The 18,386-nt window shown below is 60.7% G+C and carries 18 protein-coding genes; 9 read left to right on the top strand and 9 right to left on the bottom strand.

What is annotated here, in order from left to right:
- Nucleotides 1–41: 41 nt before the first annotated feature.
- Nucleotides 42–446: a response regulator gene (locus tag G452_RS0107335; protein ID WP_022661617.1), complete on the top strand. Its 405-nt coding sequence runs from the start codon at nt 42–44 to the stop codon at nt 444–446.
- Between the two features lie 129 nt (nt 447–575).
- Here the strand turns inward: G452_RS0107335 and G452_RS0107330 are convergent, their stop codons facing one another.
- Nucleotides 576–926, bottom strand: coding sequence for a DMT family protein (locus tag G452_RS0107330; RefSeq protein WP_022661616.1), 351 nt, complete (start codon nt 924–926; stop codon nt 576–578).
- Nucleotides 927–1,320: 394 nt separating this feature from the next.
- Between G452_RS0107330 and G452_RS0107325 the strand changes: the two genes are divergently transcribed.
- From G452_RS0107325 to G452_RS0107315, 3 genes are all read left to right on the top strand, one after another.
- Nucleotides 1,321–1,584: an RNA recognition motif domain-containing protein gene (locus tag G452_RS0107325; protein WP_022661615.1), complete on the top strand. Its 264-nt coding sequence runs from the start codon at nt 1,321–1,323 to the stop codon at nt 1,582–1,584.
- A gap of 101 nt (nt 1,585–1,685) precedes the next feature.
- Nucleotides 1,686–1,904: a translation initiation factor IF-1 gene (gene infA / locus G452_RS0107320; RefSeq protein ID WP_022661614.1), complete on the top strand. Its 219-nt coding sequence runs from the start codon at nt 1,686–1,688 to the stop codon at nt 1,902–1,904.
- A gap of 31 nt (nt 1,905–1,935) precedes the next feature.
- A complete protein-coding gene (locus G452_RS0107315; protein WP_022661613.1) occupies nt 1,936–3,504 on the top strand; it encodes a DEAD/DEAH box helicase in 1,569 nt (522 codons plus the stop codon).
- Between the two features lie 86 nt (nt 3,505–3,590).
- Here the strand turns inward: G452_RS0107315 and G452_RS0107310 are convergent, their stop codons facing one another.
- The 6 genes from G452_RS0107310 to G452_RS0107285 all read right to left on the bottom strand — a co-directional run bounded on the left by G452_RS0107310 (nt 3,591) and on the right by G452_RS0107285 (nt 9,258).
- Entirely contained in the window at nt 3,591–4,544 is a 954-nt protein-coding gene (locus G452_RS0107310) for an isoaspartyl peptidase/L-asparaginase family protein (protein WP_022661612.1), read from the bottom strand.
- Between the two features lie 83 nt (nt 4,545–4,627).
- A complete protein-coding gene (locus tag G452_RS0107305) occupies nt 4,628–6,454 on the bottom strand; it encodes an amino acid ABC transporter permease (protein ID WP_022661611.1) in 1,827 nt (608 codons plus the stop codon).
- A gap of 74 nt (nt 6,455–6,528) precedes the next feature.
- Nucleotides 6,529–7,356: an ABC transporter substrate-binding protein gene (locus G452_RS0107300; protein ID WP_022661610.1), complete on the bottom strand. Its 828-nt coding sequence runs from the start codon at nt 7,354–7,356 to the stop codon at nt 6,529–6,531.
- 87 nt (nt 7,357–7,443) lie between these two features.
- Nucleotides 7,444–8,172, bottom strand: coding sequence for an amino acid ABC transporter ATP-binding protein (locus G452_RS0107295; protein ID WP_022661609.1), 729 nt, complete (start codon nt 8,170–8,172; stop codon nt 7,444–7,446).
- Between the two features lie 388 nt (nt 8,173–8,560).
- Nucleotides 8,561–9,028, bottom strand: a complete 468-nt coding sequence (locus G452_RS0107290; protein WP_022661608.1) for a hypothetical protein — start codon at nt 9,026–9,028, stop codon at nt 8,561–8,563.
- The gene (locus G452_RS0107285) at nt 9,025–9,258 is read right to left on the bottom strand and encodes a hypothetical protein (protein ID WP_022661607.1); all 234 of its coding nucleotides are present in this window, start codon (nt 9,256–9,258) and stop codon (nt 9,025–9,027) included. The genes G452_RS0107290 and G452_RS0107285 overlap by 4 nt, the downstream gene beginning before the upstream one ends.
- Before the next feature lie 174 nt (nt 9,259–9,432).
- Here G452_RS0107285 and G452_RS18550 point away from each other — a divergent pair, with 174 nt between their 5' ends.
- From G452_RS18550 to G452_RS0107270, 3 genes are read left to right on the top strand one after another with little or no spacing between them, the layout of a single operon-like run.
- Nucleotides 9,433–10,110 carry a hypothetical protein gene (locus tag G452_RS18550; RefSeq protein WP_162141290.1) on the top strand — a complete coding sequence of 226 codons (678 nt, stop codon included), beginning with the start codon at nt 9,433–9,435 and terminating at the stop codon, nt 10,108–10,110.
- Nucleotides 10,100–11,965: a UbiD family decarboxylase gene (locus tag G452_RS0107275; RefSeq protein WP_022661605.1), complete on the top strand. Its 1,866-nt coding sequence runs from the start codon at nt 10,100–10,102 to the stop codon at nt 11,963–11,965. Before G452_RS18550 ends, G452_RS0107275 begins: the two co-directional genes overlap by 11 nt.
- A gap of 35 nt (nt 11,966–12,000) precedes the next feature.
- On the top strand, nt 12,001–12,507 hold the full coding sequence (locus tag G452_RS0107270) for a hypothetical protein (RefSeq protein WP_022661604.1): 507 nt from the start codon (nt 12,001–12,003) through the stop codon (nt 12,505–12,507).
- Nucleotides 12,508–12,595: 88 nt separating this feature from the next.
- Here G452_RS0107270 and G452_RS18545 read toward each other — a convergent pair whose 3' ends face one another.
- Together G452_RS18545 and G452_RS0107260 are read right to left on the bottom strand one after the other, a co-directional pair.
- Entirely contained in the window at nt 12,596–12,982 is a 387-nt protein-coding gene (locus G452_RS18545) for an Hpt domain-containing protein (protein WP_040368457.1), read from the bottom strand.
- Between the two features lie 5 nt (nt 12,983–12,987).
- Complete coding sequence (locus G452_RS0107260; protein ID WP_022661602.1) at nt 12,988–13,917, bottom strand: chemotaxis protein; 930 nt, start codon at nt 13,915–13,917, stop codon at nt 12,988–12,990.
- A 209-nt stretch (nt 13,918–14,126) separates the two neighbouring features.
- Between G452_RS0107260 and G452_RS0107255 the strand changes: the two genes are divergently transcribed.
- Both G452_RS0107255 and G452_RS0107250 read left to right on the top strand, forming a co-directional pair.
- Nucleotides 14,127–17,072 (top strand): NAD-glutamate dehydrogenase domain-containing protein, encoded by a 2,946-nt coding sequence (locus tag G452_RS0107255; RefSeq protein ID WP_022661601.1) that lies wholly within the window; start codon nt 14,127–14,129, stop codon nt 17,070–17,072.
- Nucleotides 17,073–17,267: 195 nt separating this feature from the next.
- Complete coding sequence (locus G452_RS0107250) at nt 17,268–18,353, top strand: hypothetical protein (protein WP_022661600.1); 1,086 nt, start codon at nt 17,268–17,270, stop codon at nt 18,351–18,353.
- Nucleotides 18,354–18,386 lie beyond the last annotated feature (33 nt).

Below are 18,386 nucleotides of genomic sequence, written 5' to 3'. Positions count from 1 at the left end.
TGGGGCCGGGCCGGGATGTCGGCGTATCGGAGTCAGATACGATGCTGAAGATTCTTTTTGTCGACGATGAGGTCCGACTCGGCCAGGTGCATTCCAAACGTTTCGAGCACCGGGGATATACGGTTTTGACGGCACAAAGCGCCGCAGAAGCGTTGGAGCTGGCCGCCATGCATCCCGACCTCGCCGTGGCCGTGCTCGACGTACGCATGCCCGGCATGGACGGAATTGAGCTGACTTCCAAGCTCAAACGGAAATATCCGGATCTGGCCGTCATCATACTTACCGGGTATGGATCCCCGCTCTGCCGGATGGAAACCGCGCGGTGGGGCGCTCAGGCATTCCTTACCAAACCTGTTGAAATCGAGGAACTCATCGGCGCAGTCGAGAAGGCCGCGAAGAACCGCGCGGAACGTCTTGCCATCAGGGCGCGCCGACTGGCTGTTTAATATATCCCTTGATATCCGAGAGTTCAGAGAGGAATCCGTCCTGCTCTGTCCGCAGGGAGCCGCAGAATGCTTCTGCGGTCTGTTCCTGTGTCGGCGGCCCGGCGCGCGGGCATCGTCGTCAACGTCTTTTTACCAATCCTTGAAGATGACGAAGGTCGCGAGGACGATGAGCGCGAAACCGAGAGCATGGTTCCAGCGCACGCCCTCGCCGAGGTAGAGCGCCGAGAAGGCGAGAAAGACCGTGAGGGAGATCACTTCCTGAATCGTTTTCAGCTCGACTGCCGAAAAATGGCCGTATCCGATGCGGTTCGCGGGTACCTGAAAACAGTATTCGAACAATGCGATTCCCCAGCTGATGAGCACGACCAGCGCCAGAGGCACGGCCTTGTAGCGCAGGTGGCCGTACCAGGCGAACGTCATGAAGACATTCGAGACGAGCAGAAGGCCAATGGTCGCGGCGGGAACGCCGAATCCGTTCATGGGGTACCTCGGAATGGGATACGGCACGCCTCGACGCGGGCGATGCCGTTGCGCGATATCTGCTCCTGTCCGTCTCGTCTTGCAATAGATAATCGCATTTGTTATGCGCAAAAATCCTTCCGCGTCGGGACTTCGTTCTATCCGTCTGGAATAGAAGCGGAAGAGAAAATCGGAAAATCATTTTTACGCTTGACTTGATTGCCCGGCTGAAGTAATGAATCTGAAATTGATGCCAGAGGCGTCCAAGGAGATGCGGCCGCACACGGTCGGCCAGGGCTGGTACAATCAAGACCGAGGTTAGCAAGGAGCAGTGTGGCATCTTGTTCACTGTTCCTTGTTTTTTTAGGCGCATTGGCGCTATAGAACCGTTTTACGTTTTGGAGTTTTTTTAGGAATGAGCAAGAACATTTATGTCGGCAACCTCCCCTGGAGTGCCACCGAAGACGACGTGCGTGCCTCCTTCGCCAACTACGGCGAGGTCCTTTCCGTGAAGCTGATCGAGGACCGGGAAACCGGACGCCCGCGCGGCTTCGGATTTGTCGAGATGGACGACCAGGGTGCTCTGGCCGCCATCGAAGCTCTTGACGGCAGCAATCTCGGCGGCCGCAATATCAAGGTCAACGAAGCCCGGCCCCGCGCCGAGCGTCCCCGCTGGTAACACCAGCACTCTCGCCGTTTACCGGCATTTTGAGCCCGCCCCCGACGACGGGGGCGGGCTTTCCCGTCTCTTCATTTTCGGACTCCGGCAAAGGAGGTTCAATGTCCAAAGAGGAAGGCATCACCGTACAAGGGACCGTGGAAGAAGCTCTACCGAACGCCATGTTCCGTGTGGAGCTTGAAAACGGTCACGAGGTTCTGGCTCACATCTCCGGCAAAATGCGCAAATTCCGCATCCGGGTCATGCCCGGCGACACCGTCACCGTCGAACTCTCTCCGTACGATCTCACTCGCGGCCGCATTACTTTCCGTCCCCGCTAAGGGACGGGTCACGTTTTTCCAGCAGGATCACATGAACGATTTCAAGTCCCTGGGTTTGTCGGCGGAGACGCTGCAGGCCCTGGAGAACAAAGGCTTTACCGCGCCGACCCCCATCCAGGCGCGCACCATCCCGTTACTTCTCTCCGGCGAGACCGACGTTGTCGGCCAAGCCATGACCGGCACGGGCAAAACAGCCGCCTTCGGCCTGCCCATCGTCGAGCGCGCCGTGGAAAACGCCGGGCACGTGCAGGCGCTCGTGCTCGCCCCTACGCGCGAGCTGGCCATCCAGGTCGCGGAAGAAATTGAATCCCTCAAGGGCCGCAAGCGCCTCAGCGTCGTGCCCGTGTACGGCGGACAAGCCATCGTTCCGCAGCTTACGGCCCTTCGCCGCGGCGCGGACGTGGTCGTGGGCACTCCGGGCCGCGTTCTGGACCATCTCCGGCGCGGAACCCTGAAACTTTCTCAAATATCCTTTCTCGTGCTCGATGAAGCCGACGAGATGTGCAACATGGGCTTCATCGACGACGTCCGGGAGATCTGCTCCCAGGCCGGCGAAGACCGCCGCACGCTGCTTTTCTCCGCGACCATGCCCCGCGAGGTCATGTCCATCGCGACGGAGTTCATGGGCGAGTACGAAGTCGTCAACGTTCGCAGCGAGAACGAGGCCGCGCCCCTGACCCGGCAGGTCTTCCACGAGGTCATGGCTCCGGACCGCTTCGAGGCGCTTTGCCGCGTCATCGACGCGGAACCGGACTTCTACGGTCTCGTGTTCTGCCGCACCAAGATGGAATGCGACCGTCTGGCCGAGTGGCTCTCGGAGCGCGGCTACCTGGCCGAGCCTATCCACGGGGATCTCTCCCAGCCCCGCCGCGAGGAGATTCTCAACCGCTTCCGGAAGCGCCGCGCCACCATTCTTGTGGCTACGGACGTGGCAGCGCGCGGCATCGACGTCCCCGACCTGACCCATGTGGTCAACTACGCTCCGCCGCAGAACGCCGAAACCTACGTGCACCGCACCGGACGCACCGGACGCGCGGGCAAGAAGGGCGTGGCCGTCACGCTGATCGCCCCGAACGAGTTCCGCAAGCTCATCTACATCGGACAGGGCGCCAACGTGAAGTTGGAAAAACGTCCTCTGCCCACGGTGGACGACGTGCTCGCCGCCCGCCGCAAGCATATCCGCGAAGAGCTTGTCGCTCTGGAAGACGCCGCTCCGGCCAAGCCGTACTATGACCTGGCGCGCGAACTGCTCCAGGACAGCGATCCCGAGGATGCCCTCGCCGTATTGCTGGAAAAGACCTACGGCAAACAGCTTGATCGGGCTTCCTACCGCGAAATCCGCGACATGCGTCGTCCCGGGGCCGCCAGCGGCGGCCGGGTGCGCGTCAAGGCGGCCATCGGTCGTGTGCACGGCATGACTCCCCGAAAGTTCGTGGATTACGTCTGTCTGCACGCACGCATTCGTCCCTTCAAGGTCCAGAATGTGCAGATCGGCGGCAAGCAGACCACGTTCACGGTTCCCGTGGGCGACTGCGAAACCGTGCTGCGCTGCCTGAACAGCCGCGGCAACGGACTTCAGCCCATCGCATCCAGGGGCTGATTTTCGGAACGGCATCGTTCAAATGCGCAAAAAAGGCCTGCGGAATTGCTCCGCAGGCCTTTTTCGTTTTCGCATCGCGGATTGGATCAGTCGGTATTCTTGATTCCGGTCTTGAATTCGCCGTCTCCGGTGCAGACGGCATAGGCGATGTTGCGGCAGTTGTGGGCGACGCCGACTTGTCCGGTCGGGGAGAGCACGATCAGCCCGCCCTTGCCGCCGGTGCGTTCGCCCAGCCGGGCAATGGTGGCCTCCGCGGCCTGTTGCGCCGTGAGCGCCTTGCCTTCCTGGTCCATGAAGTCGCAGGCGGCCTTGCAGGCCACGATCTTCATGAAGGCTTCCCCCAGTCCGGTGGAAGAGGCCGCTCCGAGTTGATTGTCCGCATAGCAGCCGCAGCCGACCAGGGGCGAATCGCCCACCCGGCCCGGCAGTTTGTTGAAGGTGCCGCCCGTGGACGTGGCTCCCGCGATATTGCCGTGCAGGTCCAGCGCGACCGCGCCCACCGTGTCGGAAGGCATTTCAATCGGGTTGCCGAACTCATCGTACATGACCTTTTCCCCGGAACGCGCCTTTTCCCAGCGTTCGCGCTCGCGTCCGTGCAGCAGATCCTGCGTTCGGCAGGGCTTGATGCCCATCTTGTCCGCGAAGCGGAATGCGCCGTCCCCGGCGAGCATGCAGTGTCCGCTCTTTTCCATCACCAGCCTAGCCAGGCTGACGGGATTCTTGATGCGCTGCACCGCAGCGACCGAACCGAAATCCAGGGTCGCGCCGTTCATGATGATGGAGTCGAGTTCCACCTCGCCGTCGCAGTTCAGGAAGGAGCCGAACCCGGCATCGAAGGTGGGGTCGTCCTCCATCACGCGAACGGCCGCCTCCACGGCTTCAAGCGCCGTGCCTCCCTTTTCGAGAATGGCGTATCCGGCTTTGGCGGCGGCGCTGCATCCGGCAAGATGCGCGGGCTGGGCAGCCTCGGGAATATCGTACGCGCCGCCGTGCACCAGGATTACCGGAGCCTTTGTGGATGAGATCGGAGAATCGGCCATGACGTTGTCGCCTCTTGTCTTGCTGTTAAGAAAAAGGCCGCGCGAGGCGGCCTTGTGTTGTTTTCCGTAGGCCTTGCGGCTGGTTACATTTCCAGTCGCACTTTTTCAGGGCTCAGGCGCTGTTCAAGCCTGCGTGCCCAGAGGCTCAGGCTGTAGCACATGATGAAGTAGAGCACGGCCACGACCGTATAGATTTCGAAGATCAGGTCCGTGCGTCGGTTGATGATGATCTGGGCCGCGAGAGTCAGTTCCGTGGCGCCGATGATGTAGGCCAGGGAGGTGTCCTTGATCATGGCCACGGACTGGCCCACAATGGCCGGGAGCATTTGCTTCAGCGACTGGGGCAGGACGATCTTGCGCATGGTCTGCCAGTAGGAGAGGCCCGTGGAGAAAGCCGCCTCGAACTGTCCCTTGGGCAGGTTCTGGATACCGGAGCGCACGATTTCCGCGATGTAGGCCGCGTTGAAGATGGTCATGGCGATGGTCGCCGAGGTGATGGCGTCGAGGTAGTTGCCGCCGCGCACCACGCCGATGAAGAAGTAGGACCAGAAGATGACCATGATCAAGGGGTTGCCGCGAATCAGCTCAATGTAGATCAGGCTGGGCAGGCGGTAGAGCTGGTTGTCGGAGGTGCGGCCCAGGCCCACAAGCAGGCCGATGGGAAAGCTGACGGCCAGCACGATAACGGCCATGATCAGGGTCAGTATCAGGCCGCCCAGGCCGAAGTAGATCGCTTCGGAAGCCGGAGCGGGGAAACGGTAGAGCACGAGCACCCGGAGGTTTTCCGCCACGCCCGCCCAATTATAGCCCGCCACCGCGACGACGGTCTTGTAGCCGACGTAGAGCAGGCCGAGCACGAAGACGATCTTGAAGGCCAGGACGATCAGTGCCCAGGCCTTTTCCACATAAACCTGCCAGATGGGGATGAGCCCGACCTCGGCCTGGGCCCGGCGCTTCAGCTTGCGCTTGCGTTCGGCCCTGCGGAAGGTGCGGGTCACGTTCTCATAGCCCATTTCCAGCGGCGCGAGGCAGCAGTCCAGGCAGCGGTCCGCGAGGCTCGTCCGGGCGATTCCCGTGGAGGTCTGAAGCTTGCGGTTGATGGAGTTCATCACGCCGGAAGTGAAGAGGCACGTCAGCAGATAGAGCCCCGACGCGGCGCAGGCGGCCTCGAATCCTTTGAAGGTGAGGGCTTCCACGTCCTGCGAGGTCCAGGCCAGCTCGGCCACGCCGACCACCATGGCCAGGGAGGAGTTCTTGAGGTTGTTCAGGAACTCGCTGCCCAGAGGCGGAATGATGTTGCGGAAGGCGATGGGCAGGATGATTTTCGTGAGCACCTGGAAATAGCTCAGTCCGGAAGAGTAGGCCGCTTCCAGCAGGCCTTTGGGGATGGACTGGAGTCCCGCTCGGATGACTTCGGCCATGTAGGAACCCGTGTAGACGGCGAGGCCGACCGTGGCGCACCAGAATTCGAAGGCCACGTTCATGCCGAACCAGGTCATGTCGATGTCGAAATAGAGCCAGTCGCGCATGGCGTCGGGCAGGATTTGCGGGAACGCGTAGTACCAGAAGAAGAGCTGGATCAGCAGCGGAGTGTTGCGGAAGAATTCGACGTAGACCGTTGCCAGCCCATAGAGCGGCTTGAAGTGCGAAAGCCGGGCAAGGCCGAAGAACACTCCCAGCATCAGGGCGGCGACCGCGCTGATGAGGGAGATGATCACGGTCATCATCAAGCCGCGAAGCAGCTGCACCCCGAAATTTTTGTCGTACGTGGCGTTGTATTCGTACAGGACGTTCCATTGGAACTTGTAGGGAGATTCGAAGGCGTAGATCCAATAAAGGATGAGCGCTCCGAGGATGCCCGCAAGGAGAAGATATTGGACCCAGGTCTTGTCGAGCCAGTATTTGATCATTGCTCAGTCCGGTTTCAGTGACGAAAGGAAAAGGGTCCGGGCCAAAGGCCCGGACCCCCGAATGACGATCGGGCTTACGGCCAGATTTCGATCTTGCTGGTCAGCGGGAAGGCCCACTTGGAGTCAGGACCGTACCACTTGTCGTAGATGGTCTTGTAGGTGCCGTCGAGCCACATGTCCTGCAGCGCGAAGTTGACGGCGTCGCGCCAGGCGGAATCGTCCTGGGGCAGGCCGATGCCGTAAGGCTCGTCGGAGAAGAAGTCGCCGATGAGCTCGAACTGTCCCGGCTCCTCGGCGGCGTAGCCGATCAGCAGGGTGGAGTCCGTGGTCCAGGCGGCGACGCGGCCCATCTTCAGGGCCTGGAAGCACTCGGCTTCGTTCTGGTAGGAGATGACGTTCTTGTCGGCGTCGGGGTCGCCCAGCTTCTTGAGCAGCTCACGGGCGTTCAGCTCGGAAGTGGTGCCCTGCATGGAGGCGATCTTCTTGCCGACGAGATCCTTCCAGGAGGAGGCGGTGCCCTTCTTGACCAGGAACTTCTGGCCGTCGAAGAAGTAGGTGATGGAGAAGTCGATGGACTTGTCGCGCTCGCGCTTGTGGGTCATGTTCGCGAGGGACATGTCGATCTGGCCGGTCTGGACCATGGTGATGCGGGTCTTGTTGTTGACCTGCACCTTTTCGATCTCGACGCCGAGGCGCTTGCAGATCTCGGTGGCGATGTCGACGTCGAAGCCGATCCATTCGCCCTTTTCATTGATGAAACCGGCGGGCTTGGCGTTGGCCATCAGACCGACCTTGGCGACCTTGTCCTTCATGACCTTGTCATAGGTCGGTCCGGCAAAGGCCAGCGAAGTGACCATCATGGCCACGACGGCGGTGAGAGCGGCGATTTTCAGTGCTTTCATCACTCCACACTCCTTTTCGATTGGGGTTGAAAAACCGCGCAACTATAAGGCCCGGCCCGCGACCGTCGCAAGCCGGACCCGACATCCTTAGTGGGACAGGATTTTGCTCAGGAAGTCCTTTGTCCGCTCGTTCTGCGGATTGTGGAAGAACTGTTCCGGAGTGTTTTCCTCGATGAGCACGCCTTCGTCCATGAAGATGACGCGATCGGCGACCTCGCGGGCAAAGCCCATCTCGTGGGTGACGCAGATCATGGTCATGCCCTCGCGGGCCAGTTGTTTCATGACGTCGAGCACCTCGTTGATCATTTCCGGGTCGAGCGCCGAGGTGGGCTCGTCGAAAAGCATGATCTTCGGCTGCATGGCCAGTCCCCGCGCAATGGCGACGCGCTGCTGCTGGCCGCCCGAAAGCTGGCAGGGATACGCGTCCGCCTTGTCCGGGATGTCGACCTTTTCGAGCAGCCGCATGGCGATGTCCTCGGCCTCGGCCCTGGGCATCAACCGGACCATGCGCGGCGCAAGCATGATGTTGTCCAGAACGGTCATGTGCGGATAGAGATTGAATTGCTGAAACACGAATCCCACTTCGGCACGAAGCTGGGTCAGATTGGTGCGCGGGTCGTTGACGTCCATGCCGTCCACGACGATGCGCCCTTTCTGTATCGGTTCCAGACGGTTGATGCAGCGGATCAAGGTGCTTTTCCCTGAACCGGAAGGACCGCAGACAACGACCACTTCACCTTTTTTGATTTCCAGTTCAATATCCTGGAGTACGTGGTGTTCGCCGTACCATTTATGTACGTTTTTGAAAGAAATCACGAAATTCGCCCCTTTATCACAACGTCTTGATTGTTGTCGTAACAAGATCGACTACCAGAATAGGATGATTCGGGCAAGAGGGGGGATGGATTCGCGTTGGTGGATTTTTGTCTGCGTCAATGTCGAATTAAGAAATATCATGGTGCGAAATTGCGAAATTAGTAAAAAGATTGCCAGTACAGAATAAGACGAAAAAAACCGGTACAGCGCGGTACAGAAGGATGTCCGAAGCATTGAACAGGATTTGAGCCTGAGTTCGAATTCGAGCAAAGGAAGGAGGGGAAATTCAGAAAAAAACTCGGCTTGATGATCTCAAAACGAAGGAAGCATGACGGCAACAGCAGATGACCAGAATGATCTTCTGTTTTTGCGCTGTCAAACAGAACGATCAGGAGACGTGTTTCGTCTTGAAGCGATCGTTGATATCCAGTGCGGTCTGTTCGTCAATGAATCCGAGCGTCAAGCAGGTGCTGAGCAGGTCGAGCTTCAGCGTTTGCATGGTCGTGGTGGCCTTTTGGTGTTGTTCCAGCGAGATAAGACCATTGGTGAGAAGATAGGATGCGACATCGTTGCCCTCGGAATTCTTTTTGGGGCTTTTGCGCGAGGAAGCCGGAGGGCTGAAGGAATCCGAAGCATGAATGTTCTTCAGCTTGCTGATTTGTTTGGTCAGGTTGGCCGATTCGGCCATGAGCCCTGCTTTTTCAGCGCTGAGGGATTCATATTGAGCGCATAATTCCGCATGGCGGCGCTTGAGTTCACGGCGCTGGGCCTGGTGATCCCTGGTGATGGCGCTGCGGACATAGAAAAACCCCGCCAGGGACAGACCGAAGATGATCAGGGAAATGATCATGATCAAGAAGATCTCATGGATCCGATTTCAAATTGCTTGCTTTCGAGTTCCCGCTTCATGTCTTTTATGCTGACCTGAAGAGCCTCTATCTTTTTTTTGACCCGGTCGTTCTCCATGTCGAGAAAACTGCGCGTCTGGCGGGTCTGTTCCGACTGGGTCTGGAGGTGAATCAAAAGCAGCACGACTTCCGTGAAGAGGAGCAGCAGGAGCAGTATGAGATAGGTGGAGCTGTTCACAAGGTTGTTCCTTTCAGTGTGACATGCGAGGTAGTTATGTCCGAGCACCGTGTCTCTGTCAAATGGCTACGACTCCCTCGACAAAGGTTCCTGCTTGGATTATCTGCACAAAAGCCGCACGCCGCAGCGTCTTGAGACGTTTTCAGCGTGGCGCATTTTTTTGTTGGAGGGGTCATGCGTCGTAGTTCCAGAGGACTGTGCTTCCTGTTTTCCGCCATGCTCGTTTTGACTGCCGGCTGCGGCATCAAGGACGGCTCCGCGCCCGATGTCCTGCGGAAATACGGTTTGATGGACAGGCCCGAACCGTCCAGGTTTCAGATTTGCAAGCAGTTCGGTTGCCGCGGGACCGTCCAGGTCGAGATGGACCCGCTGGAATGGAACCGTGTGGTCGAGATATTTCTGCCACGCCCGGCCGACGCAGCCGAGGAGCGCGGGCGTATCGCCCGGGCTGTGGCATTGCTGGAGGTCATGGCGGGAGATCTGGCCGGCACCTCGGCGGACGTGACCATGAATTCGCAGGCCGGGCCGGGCCAGCTCGATTGCGTGGCCGAGTCCGTGAACACCAGCGTCTACCTGCTGATGCTTCAGGACAGGGGGCTGCTGACCTACCATTCCGTCGAGGCTCCCCAAAGGCGGGGGACGTTCATCTTTTATCCGCATAATACGGCCGTGGTTCGGGAAAAGGGTACGCCCCGGTTTTTCGCCGTGGATTCCTGGTTCGGCAACAACGGCGATTCCCCCGACATGGTGCCGCTGAACGAATGGATGCGCGGCTGGCATCCGGGAGACGACGCCGGGACGGCCAAGGAAGCAGAGCGGCCCGCAAGCACGGAGAGGGAACATGGGGTATAGAAATCTGGGCGAATGCCTGAACGATCTTGAACGCAACGGCATGCTCCTGCGCGTGGAGCAGGAGATCGATCCCTATCTGGAGGCGGGCGTGATCCAGCGTCGCGTGTTCCAGGCCGGCGGTCCGGCCCTGCTGTTCTCGCGGGTCAAGGGCACGGCGTTTCCCATGGCCTGCAACATCTTCGGCACGCTGGAGCGGACGCGTTGGATTTTCCGGGACACGCTTCGTCAGGTGGAGGCCATGCTCGCCCTGAAAGCCGATCCCATGCGTGGACTGCGCGAACTGCTCAAAAGTCCCTGGCGCGTGCCGGGCATGGTTCGGGCCGGTTTGCACATTCCCCCCAAAATGGTTTCCGGCGGTCCAGTCTTCGCCAATACGACCAGCGTTTCGCGGTTGCCGCATCTGGTCTCCTGGCCCATGGACGGCGGCGCCTACGTGACCCTGCCGCAGGTGTATTCGGAAAGCCTCTCGCGGCGCGGCTTCGGCGGTTCCAACCTGGGCATGTACCGGGTGCAGCTCACGGGCAATGCGTTTGAGCCGGACCGGGAGGTGGGGCTGCACTATCAGATCCATCGCGGCATCGGCCCGCATCACGGCGAGGCAATCGAGCGCGGCGAACCGTTGCGGGTGAATATCTTCGTGGGCGGCCCTCCGGCCATGACCCTCGCCGCGGTGATGCCCCTGCCCGAAGGACTGCCGGAACTGTTCTTCGCGGGAGCCATGGGGGGGCGGCGCATGCGCATGGCCGTCCCGCCGGGGGCGGGGCCTGAGGCGTTGCCCGTCCTGGCTGAGGCCGACTTCTGCATCAGCGGCGAAATCCTTCCGGGCATCCAGAAGCCCGAAGGGCCGTTCGGGGACCATCTGGGATATTACAGCCTGACCCACGATTTCCCGGTCATGCGCGTGGACAAGGTCTGGCACCGCGATGGCGCGATCTGGCCGTTCACGACCGTTGGCCGTCCGCCTCAGGAAGATACTGTTTTCGGCACGTTCATCCACGAATTGACCGAGCCGCTGGTGCCCACGGTTTTCAGCGGCGTGCACGAGGTCCACGCCGTGGACCAGGCCGGAGTGCATCCGCTGCTCCTGGCCGTGGGCAGCGAACGCTACGTGCCGTATGAGGCCGAGCGCCGTCCCCAGGAACTGATCACCAACGGACTGGCGCTGCTGGGCAACACCCAGACCTCCCTTTCCAAGTATGTGCTGCTCGGTGCGCGCGAGGACGATGCCGCGCTCACGGCGCACGACATCCCGGCGTTCTTCCGGCATGTGCTCGAACGGGTTGATCTGGCCCGCGACCTGCACTTCATCACCCGCACCACCATCGACACCCTCGACTATTCCGGCATCAGCCTGAACCAGGGCTCCAAGCTGCTCCTGACCGTGGCGGGGCCGCCGCGCCGCAAGCTGGCGACGAAGCTGCCCGGCGAGCTGCGGCTTCCGGCCGGGTTCGGCAGACCCCAGGTCTTTGCGCCGGGCATTCTCGTCGTCGAGGGGCCGGCGCATGACCGGGGCCGCGACGAGCACGACCCCTTGCTCTCGGCACTGGCCGCCAGCCTCGAGGGGCAACCGGGGCTGGAAGGCTTCCCCTTGCTGGTGGTGGCGGACGACGTACTTTTCGCCGCGGCGAGCTGGGACAATTTCCTTTGGGCCGCGTTCACGCGTTCGGACCCGGCCACCGACCTGTACGGTCCCGGCGCGTTCACGCATTGCAAGCACTGGGGCTGCGTCGAGCCCCTGGTCATGGACGCCCGGTTGAAGACCTATCATGCCCCGCCCCTGGCGGCCGATCCCGATGTGGAGCGTCGCGTGGACGAACTGGCCGCCCCCGGAGGCCCGCTTCACGGCATCATCTGACAACGAGCTTCGAGCTGAAGACCAGGAGACGAGAAATGGACAAGAACGTAGTGCAGACTCTCAAGACCGCCTTTGCCGCCGACATCTACGAAAGCGTGCGCGCCGCGCGCAAGCATCGGGACGAAACCGTGTTTCGCCACACGCTCTACGAGGGCGAAGACGGCATGATGGTCTTTTGCGGTTTCTTCCCCAAGGCGGACATCCAGCTTTTCCCGGGGCTGACGGACGACTTCACGGCCCAGCTCAAGACGTTCAACATGGTGGGCGTCATCACGGACGGCAGCAGCGCCATCGAGCTGTTCCATCTCGGCGGGCAGAATACGCCCTTCACGAGCGTGGAGAAGGCGGAAGACCTGATCAAGGTTTTGGATGAGGATCGGCTGATGGTCTTTCTCCAGGCCTATTTCGAAGTCCGCGGCATGGATCTCGACGTGGAAAACCTGGACTACGATGCCTTCATGGCCAAGATCGAGGCCCAGGTTTTTCAGTTCTCCACGCTGAAGGAAATGCAGATCGTGGACCAGCTCCTCAACGAAAATTGATTTCCGAAGGATACGAAAACAGGCCGGGGCCTCGCATACGGAAACGTTGCGTGGCCCCGGCCTGTTTTGCGGCGGCGCAAGGGCGAACCTAGTCCGGGTCCACCTCTGCGAGGTAGCAGAGCTGCTCGTGCAGGTCGCTGATGTCCCGCTCGTCGCTGACCAGAACATCTTCAAACAGCTCGTTGATGGTGTCCACGGCTTCCAGCAGGAGCGAGGCCACGATTTTGTCCGGAACGAGACGCCCCTCGCGGATCAGGTCGAGCACGTTCTCCAGCCCGTGCGCGAGGCGCTCGATGTTCACGAGGCCGAGCAGGTTGGCTCCGGCCTTGATGGAATGGGCGTCCCGGAAGACGCTGTGGATCAGTTCCTCATCGATTTCCTCGCCGTAGCTTTCCAGGGCGAGAACGCCCGACTCGATGTCCATGAGCCGGTCTTCGGATTCGGACAGATAGGTGGAGAGTACTTCAGGGTCCATGGAGTTCAAGAGTGTCGTCCTTCAATGAGATTGGTTGCGATTTCCGGAATGCGCTCCATCTCCGGCTTGGAAATCTGGGCGTCCGCACCGACGGACTCTCCCTTGTGGCGCAATTCCTTGGTGATGATCGACGAATAGAGAATCACGGGTAACCGCTGGAGGCTTTCATCCGTTTTGATGGTCTTGGTCAAGCTGAATCCGTCCATGAGCGGCATTTCGATGTCGGAAATGACGATGTCCGGGAGCTGGACCCCTTGCTCGGCTTCGTCGAGCATCTTCCGCAGCAGCCGGAGCGCATCCTTGCCGTTGTCGGCGATGATGGGGTGGAACCCCGCCGCCGTGAGGTTGTTCTTGAGCATGAGCCGGATGGTGGCGGAGTCGTCCGCCACGAGCGCGGTGTAGCGCGCATCGCCCACGGGCTTCGCTTCCCGGTTCTGGTCGATGGGGTTGACCTCGGAGAGAATCGTTTCCAGGTCGAGCAGCTGGATGAAGCGGTCGTTCATGTTGACCATGCCGATGATGGATCCTGCGCCCACGGTATTGAGATAATTGCCCGGAGGAATGACCTCCTCCCAGTTGACCCGGTGGATTTCCGTGACGCCGGAGACCAAAAAGCCCGTCACGGTCTGGCTGAATTCGGTGACGATGACGATGTCGGCGGCATCGGGAACGCGCTTGATGTCGAGCCAGACGGCAAGGTCGAGCACGGGCAGGATCAGGTCGCGCAGGGGGATGTTGCCGAGAAAGGAGGGGTGCGGAGCGGAATCCGGCGCTTCGAGATTGGGCGACTCGATGACCTGCATGACCTTGGCCACGTTGATGCCGAAATGGCTTGTCACCGGCTCCCTGTCATCCTCCTTTCTCTCGACGATGAAGAATTCCAGAATCTCCAGCTCATTGGTTCCTGTCTCAAGCAGGATTTCCTTGCGGCTCATGGCTTCCCCTTTCCCGTGACTGCGGATTTCACCTGCTTTGATATCTACATGGGGGAGGTATTGCTGTAAAGAGTCGGAATTTTTTTCTCCGCAAGTGCGAAAAGCGTTTGATTGTTGTCTGGGATTTGTTATTTGCGTAATCAGAGATTCAAAAAATGGCCATTTGGCCGAATTTTGATCGGCTTTTGCCGCAAATTCGTGGAGGAAAAATGCATTCTGGCGGTGACAATCCTATCGACGCAGTCCTCGACCGGCTCAAGGGCGACCTGCAAGGAGCAGCGGATTCGCTGGTGCCCTGGTTTTACGGGAACATGCCCGAGTACTACTTCCTGACCCACACCGAGGAGGAGCAGATCAGGCATCTGCATGCGATCCTGTCGGCGGAGGTCATGACCGAGCAGCAGGCCGTCGTGCTCAAGAGCCCCTGCGGGACGCGCATCACGCACATCATGCCCGGAAGCGACATGGCCTCCCTGGTCCACTCCGTGAGCCTGCTCGCAGGGGAGCGGATTCAGACCGGGCGGCTCTACACCAGCAAGGACAAGGCCCTGCGCCTGGACACCTTCCTGCTCGGCAAGCAGCCTCTCTGCGAAACCAAAGCCAAGCCTTTCCTGCGGGCGCTCGATCTGGCCGGGAAGACCGATCTGCCGTCCGAAGAGATGGGGGCCTTCAGCGAGTTCCTGGCCACGGCGTCCGAGGACTACGTGGACAAATTCGAGCCGAACCGGGCTGTTCGCCATTTCAGGATGTGCCGCTGCGTCGAGGGCACGGAGCGCGTGCACGTCAAGCTCGACTCGGACGAGGAGCTGGGTTTCGACCGGATCATGGTCGCCATGGAGAATCCGCCGCAAAAGGGTGTGCTGCTCCAGGCGCTCAAGGTGTTCGACCGAGAGGGCGTCGAGGTCGTCCGGGCCTACGGCGATGAATTCGAGCGGGGAGAGTCCGGCCGCATGGCCGTCATGTCGTTCTACCTCGACCGCACCAAGGGCGGACTGTCCGAGGACAGCGAGAAATACCGCCGCCTGGAGCGCCAGCTTCGGGCCATCAAGTGGTTCGCCTTCCACAGCCTCGAAACCCTGGCCGAGGAAAACGGCTGGGAGATCGGCAGGGTCATGCTCATGCAGGCCGCCTGCGAATTCGCCCACCAGTTCCTGATCCGCAAGAATATCTACGCCTATACCTCGGCGAAGATCGTGCGCACCGCGCTGAAAAACCGCGACCTGGTCGAGCGCATGGCCGCTTATTTCGAGGCCCGCTTCGATCCGGAAATCAAGGAGCGGCGCGAAGAACTGGTGGCCGAGATGCAGGAGGCCATTCATGCGGCCCTGCGCGACGTCAACGACGACATCTCGCGCAAGATCCTCGGTTATATCTTCCGTTTCTTCCGCCATGTCCTGCGCACCAACTACTACATGCCCAACCGCTTCGGCCTCAGCTTCCGCATGGACCCGAAGGTGCTGCCGCCTCTGCCCGATGAGGAAAGACCCTTCGCCTTCTACTGCTTCCACGGTCCGAGCTGCTTCGGATTCCACGTCCGCTATCGGGACATGGCTCGCGGCGGCGTGCGCGTGGTGCGCACCTGGACCCAGGAGCAGTTCGAGATCGAATCGAACCGGCTTTTCGACGAAGCCAATCAGCTCGCCCGCGCCCAGCAGTACAAGAACAAGGACATTCCCGAAGGCGGCTCCAAGGCCGTGATCCTGCTCGGCCCCACCGGAGAGATCGACCTGGCCGTCAAGAGCATGGTCGATTCCCTTCTGGACATCATCGTCACGGACGAGGAGGGCAGGCTGCCCAGCCAGATCGTGGATTACCTGAACCATGAGGAGATCATCTATCTGGGACCGGACGAGAACATCACCCCGGAGCACATCGCCTGGATCACGGCGCGCGCGGCCAAGCGCGGCTACAAGTGGCCCAACGCGTTCATGAGCTCCAAGGCCAGAACGGGCATCAACCACAAGCGCTACGGCGTGACCAGCGAAGGCGTGATCGTCTTTGCCGAGGAAGCCTTGCGCAGTCTGGGCATCGACCCGTGCAAGGATCCCTTCACGGTCAAGCTCACGGGCGGCCCGGCCGGCGACGTGGCTTCCAACGTGGTCAAGATTCTGCATCGCGAATACGGCGACAAGGCCCGCGTCGTGGCCATGTCCGACGGTCACGGAGCCATCTACGACCCGGACGGACTGGATTATCAGGAGCTTTTCCGGCTCATCGAAGGCAACCTGCGCACCGCGCATTTCGACGCCGCAAAGCTCACGGGGCGAGGCGCGTTCGTGGCGACCACCGAGACGCCGGAGGGCGTTCGCCAGCGCGACGATCTGCACAACCTCGCCGTGGCCGACATCTTCATCCCGGCCGGCGGCAGGCCCGACACCATGAACATGAAGAACTGGCAGCGGTTCATGCTCAAGGACGGCACGCCTTCCGCCAAGGCCGTGGTGGAGGGGGCGAACCTGTTCATCGCTCCGGACGCGCGCTCCCGGCTGGAAAAGCACGGCGTCCTCTGCGTTCCCGGCCCCTCGGCCAACAAGACGGGCGTGATCTGCTCTTCCTACGAGATTCTGGCGGGGCTTATTCTCACGGACGACGAGTTCATGGAGATCAAGGACGAATACGTGGAGCAGCTGCTGCACATCCTGCGCCTGCGCGCGCGGGAAGAGGCGCGTCTGCTGCTTCGCGAATACAAGTACGCGGCCGGACTGAAGACCGTGACGGACCTCTCCTTCGAGGTTTCCCGGGCCATCAACGGTCTGGGCGACACCATCGTGGAGACGCTCTCCAAGGACGTCGCCTCCCTGCCCAAGGACAAGGCGCTTTGCGACCTGCTGCTTTCCTACTGCCCGGCCGTGCTCGCTGAGCGCTACGCCGACAGGATCATCGAGGACATCCCGACCCGGCATCAGTTCGCCCTGCTCGCCGCCTACATCGCCTCGCGCATCCTCTACGCCGAGGGACTCGGCTGGATCAACAAGCTCACCAGGGTGCGCCCGGTGCGCGACGTGGTCTACGCCTACCTCGAGGAGGAAAAGCGCGTGGCCGCCCTGGCGCGCGAGCTGCGCGAAAGCTCCCTGCCGGACAAGGACGATCTGGCGGCGCTCATCGAGGCTTCCGGCCGCCAGCACCTGACAGCGCGGAGGCTGGACCTGGCTTGATGGGAAGATAAGCCACACGTTGGGGGGAGCTTGCGGGTTCCCCCCTTTTTTTCGTCTGAAATCCGGATCGATTTCCACCGGGATTGTTCAAATTCTCAGTATGACGTGGTAGTGCATTCAAAGAGTTTCGGCCAAGGGCCGGGGCGGGAGAAACGAAAACATACATATTCGCAGCGCGCACCGCGAGGAGGACGCATGAATCTACCGTTCCAGAATGATGACAAGGCGCTCCGCGAGGGAGTGGACAGGGTGATGAACGCGCGGAAGAAAGCCGGCCTCGAAGGTTTGGTCGGCGGACTTGAAGCCGTGGAAATCAATGTGCAGCCCGCGAATCTGCGTGTGGCCGCGGAAGAGTTTCTCGGCTGCACCGGCCACCAGTTCCACATGGCCTACGAGCATGAACACGCCCACCTCTGCGTCCTGCGCCAGGAAGGTTCCGCCGATTTCCTGTTCACGAGCCGCAAGGACGCCTGCTCCCCGTTCGCAGCCTTCAACATGGCCCCCAAGTCCAAGAACCTTCCGGAAACCCGGCTGGAAACCTTCATATTCAAGTGTCCGGACGTGGAACGCTTCGCCGCCTTGCAGATGGAGCGGGGCAACTGCTTTCTCACGGCCGAGCCGCTGCGCACGGACAAATATGTCTACATCCAGACGCCGCCTTCGCGGTACACGGGCAATTCCATCGGGTTCATCCAGTGGCTCGGGGCCGAAGGAGACTGGTTCCGCCGGGGCTGCGGGGAGCTGAACTGGAAGCTGGACAAGCCCGACAAGCCGCATCTGGCGAACGTGCATGAACTGGATCACGCGGCCACGCGGGTGCGCGCCGAAGAGCGCGACCGGGCCATTCTCGAATTCATGGAATGGACCAACTACTCCTTTGATTTCGCCGTCTACGTGGAGGCGCTGAACTCCATCACCAACGTGGCCAGGCTCTCGGCGGACGATTTCGCCATGGTCTTCACCTCCGGCATCTCGCCCTTCACCACCCTGGAGGAATCCGGACCCACGGAAAAGTATATCTACAACTACAACACGCGCGTGCATCACCTGGCCTTCAGCACGGTGAACATCGAGGAGACCTATGCCGCCTTCAAGCGGGACGGCATGGAATTCCTCGTGGAACTTGTGGGCGGACCGGACGAGGGGCTGCACCAGACCTTTACCAAGCCTTTTCCCACGACGCTGCTGGTCAACGAATATATTCAGCGTTACGGCGGGTTCGACGGCTTCTTCACCAAGAGCAACGTGACCATGCTCACGGCGGCCACGGACAACCAGTAGCCGCGTCGGACGCGGAGTTCTTCCAGGGGCCGT

The sequence above is a fragment of the Paucidesulfovibrio longus DSM 6739 genome, assembly GCF_000420485.1.
GTDB lineage: Bacteria > Desulfobacterota > Desulfovibrionia > Desulfovibrionales > Desulfovibrionaceae > Paucidesulfovibrio > Paucidesulfovibrio longus.
Note: the sequence above shows the minus strand (reverse complement) of the source record. Positions and strands in the feature narration are given on the sequence as shown.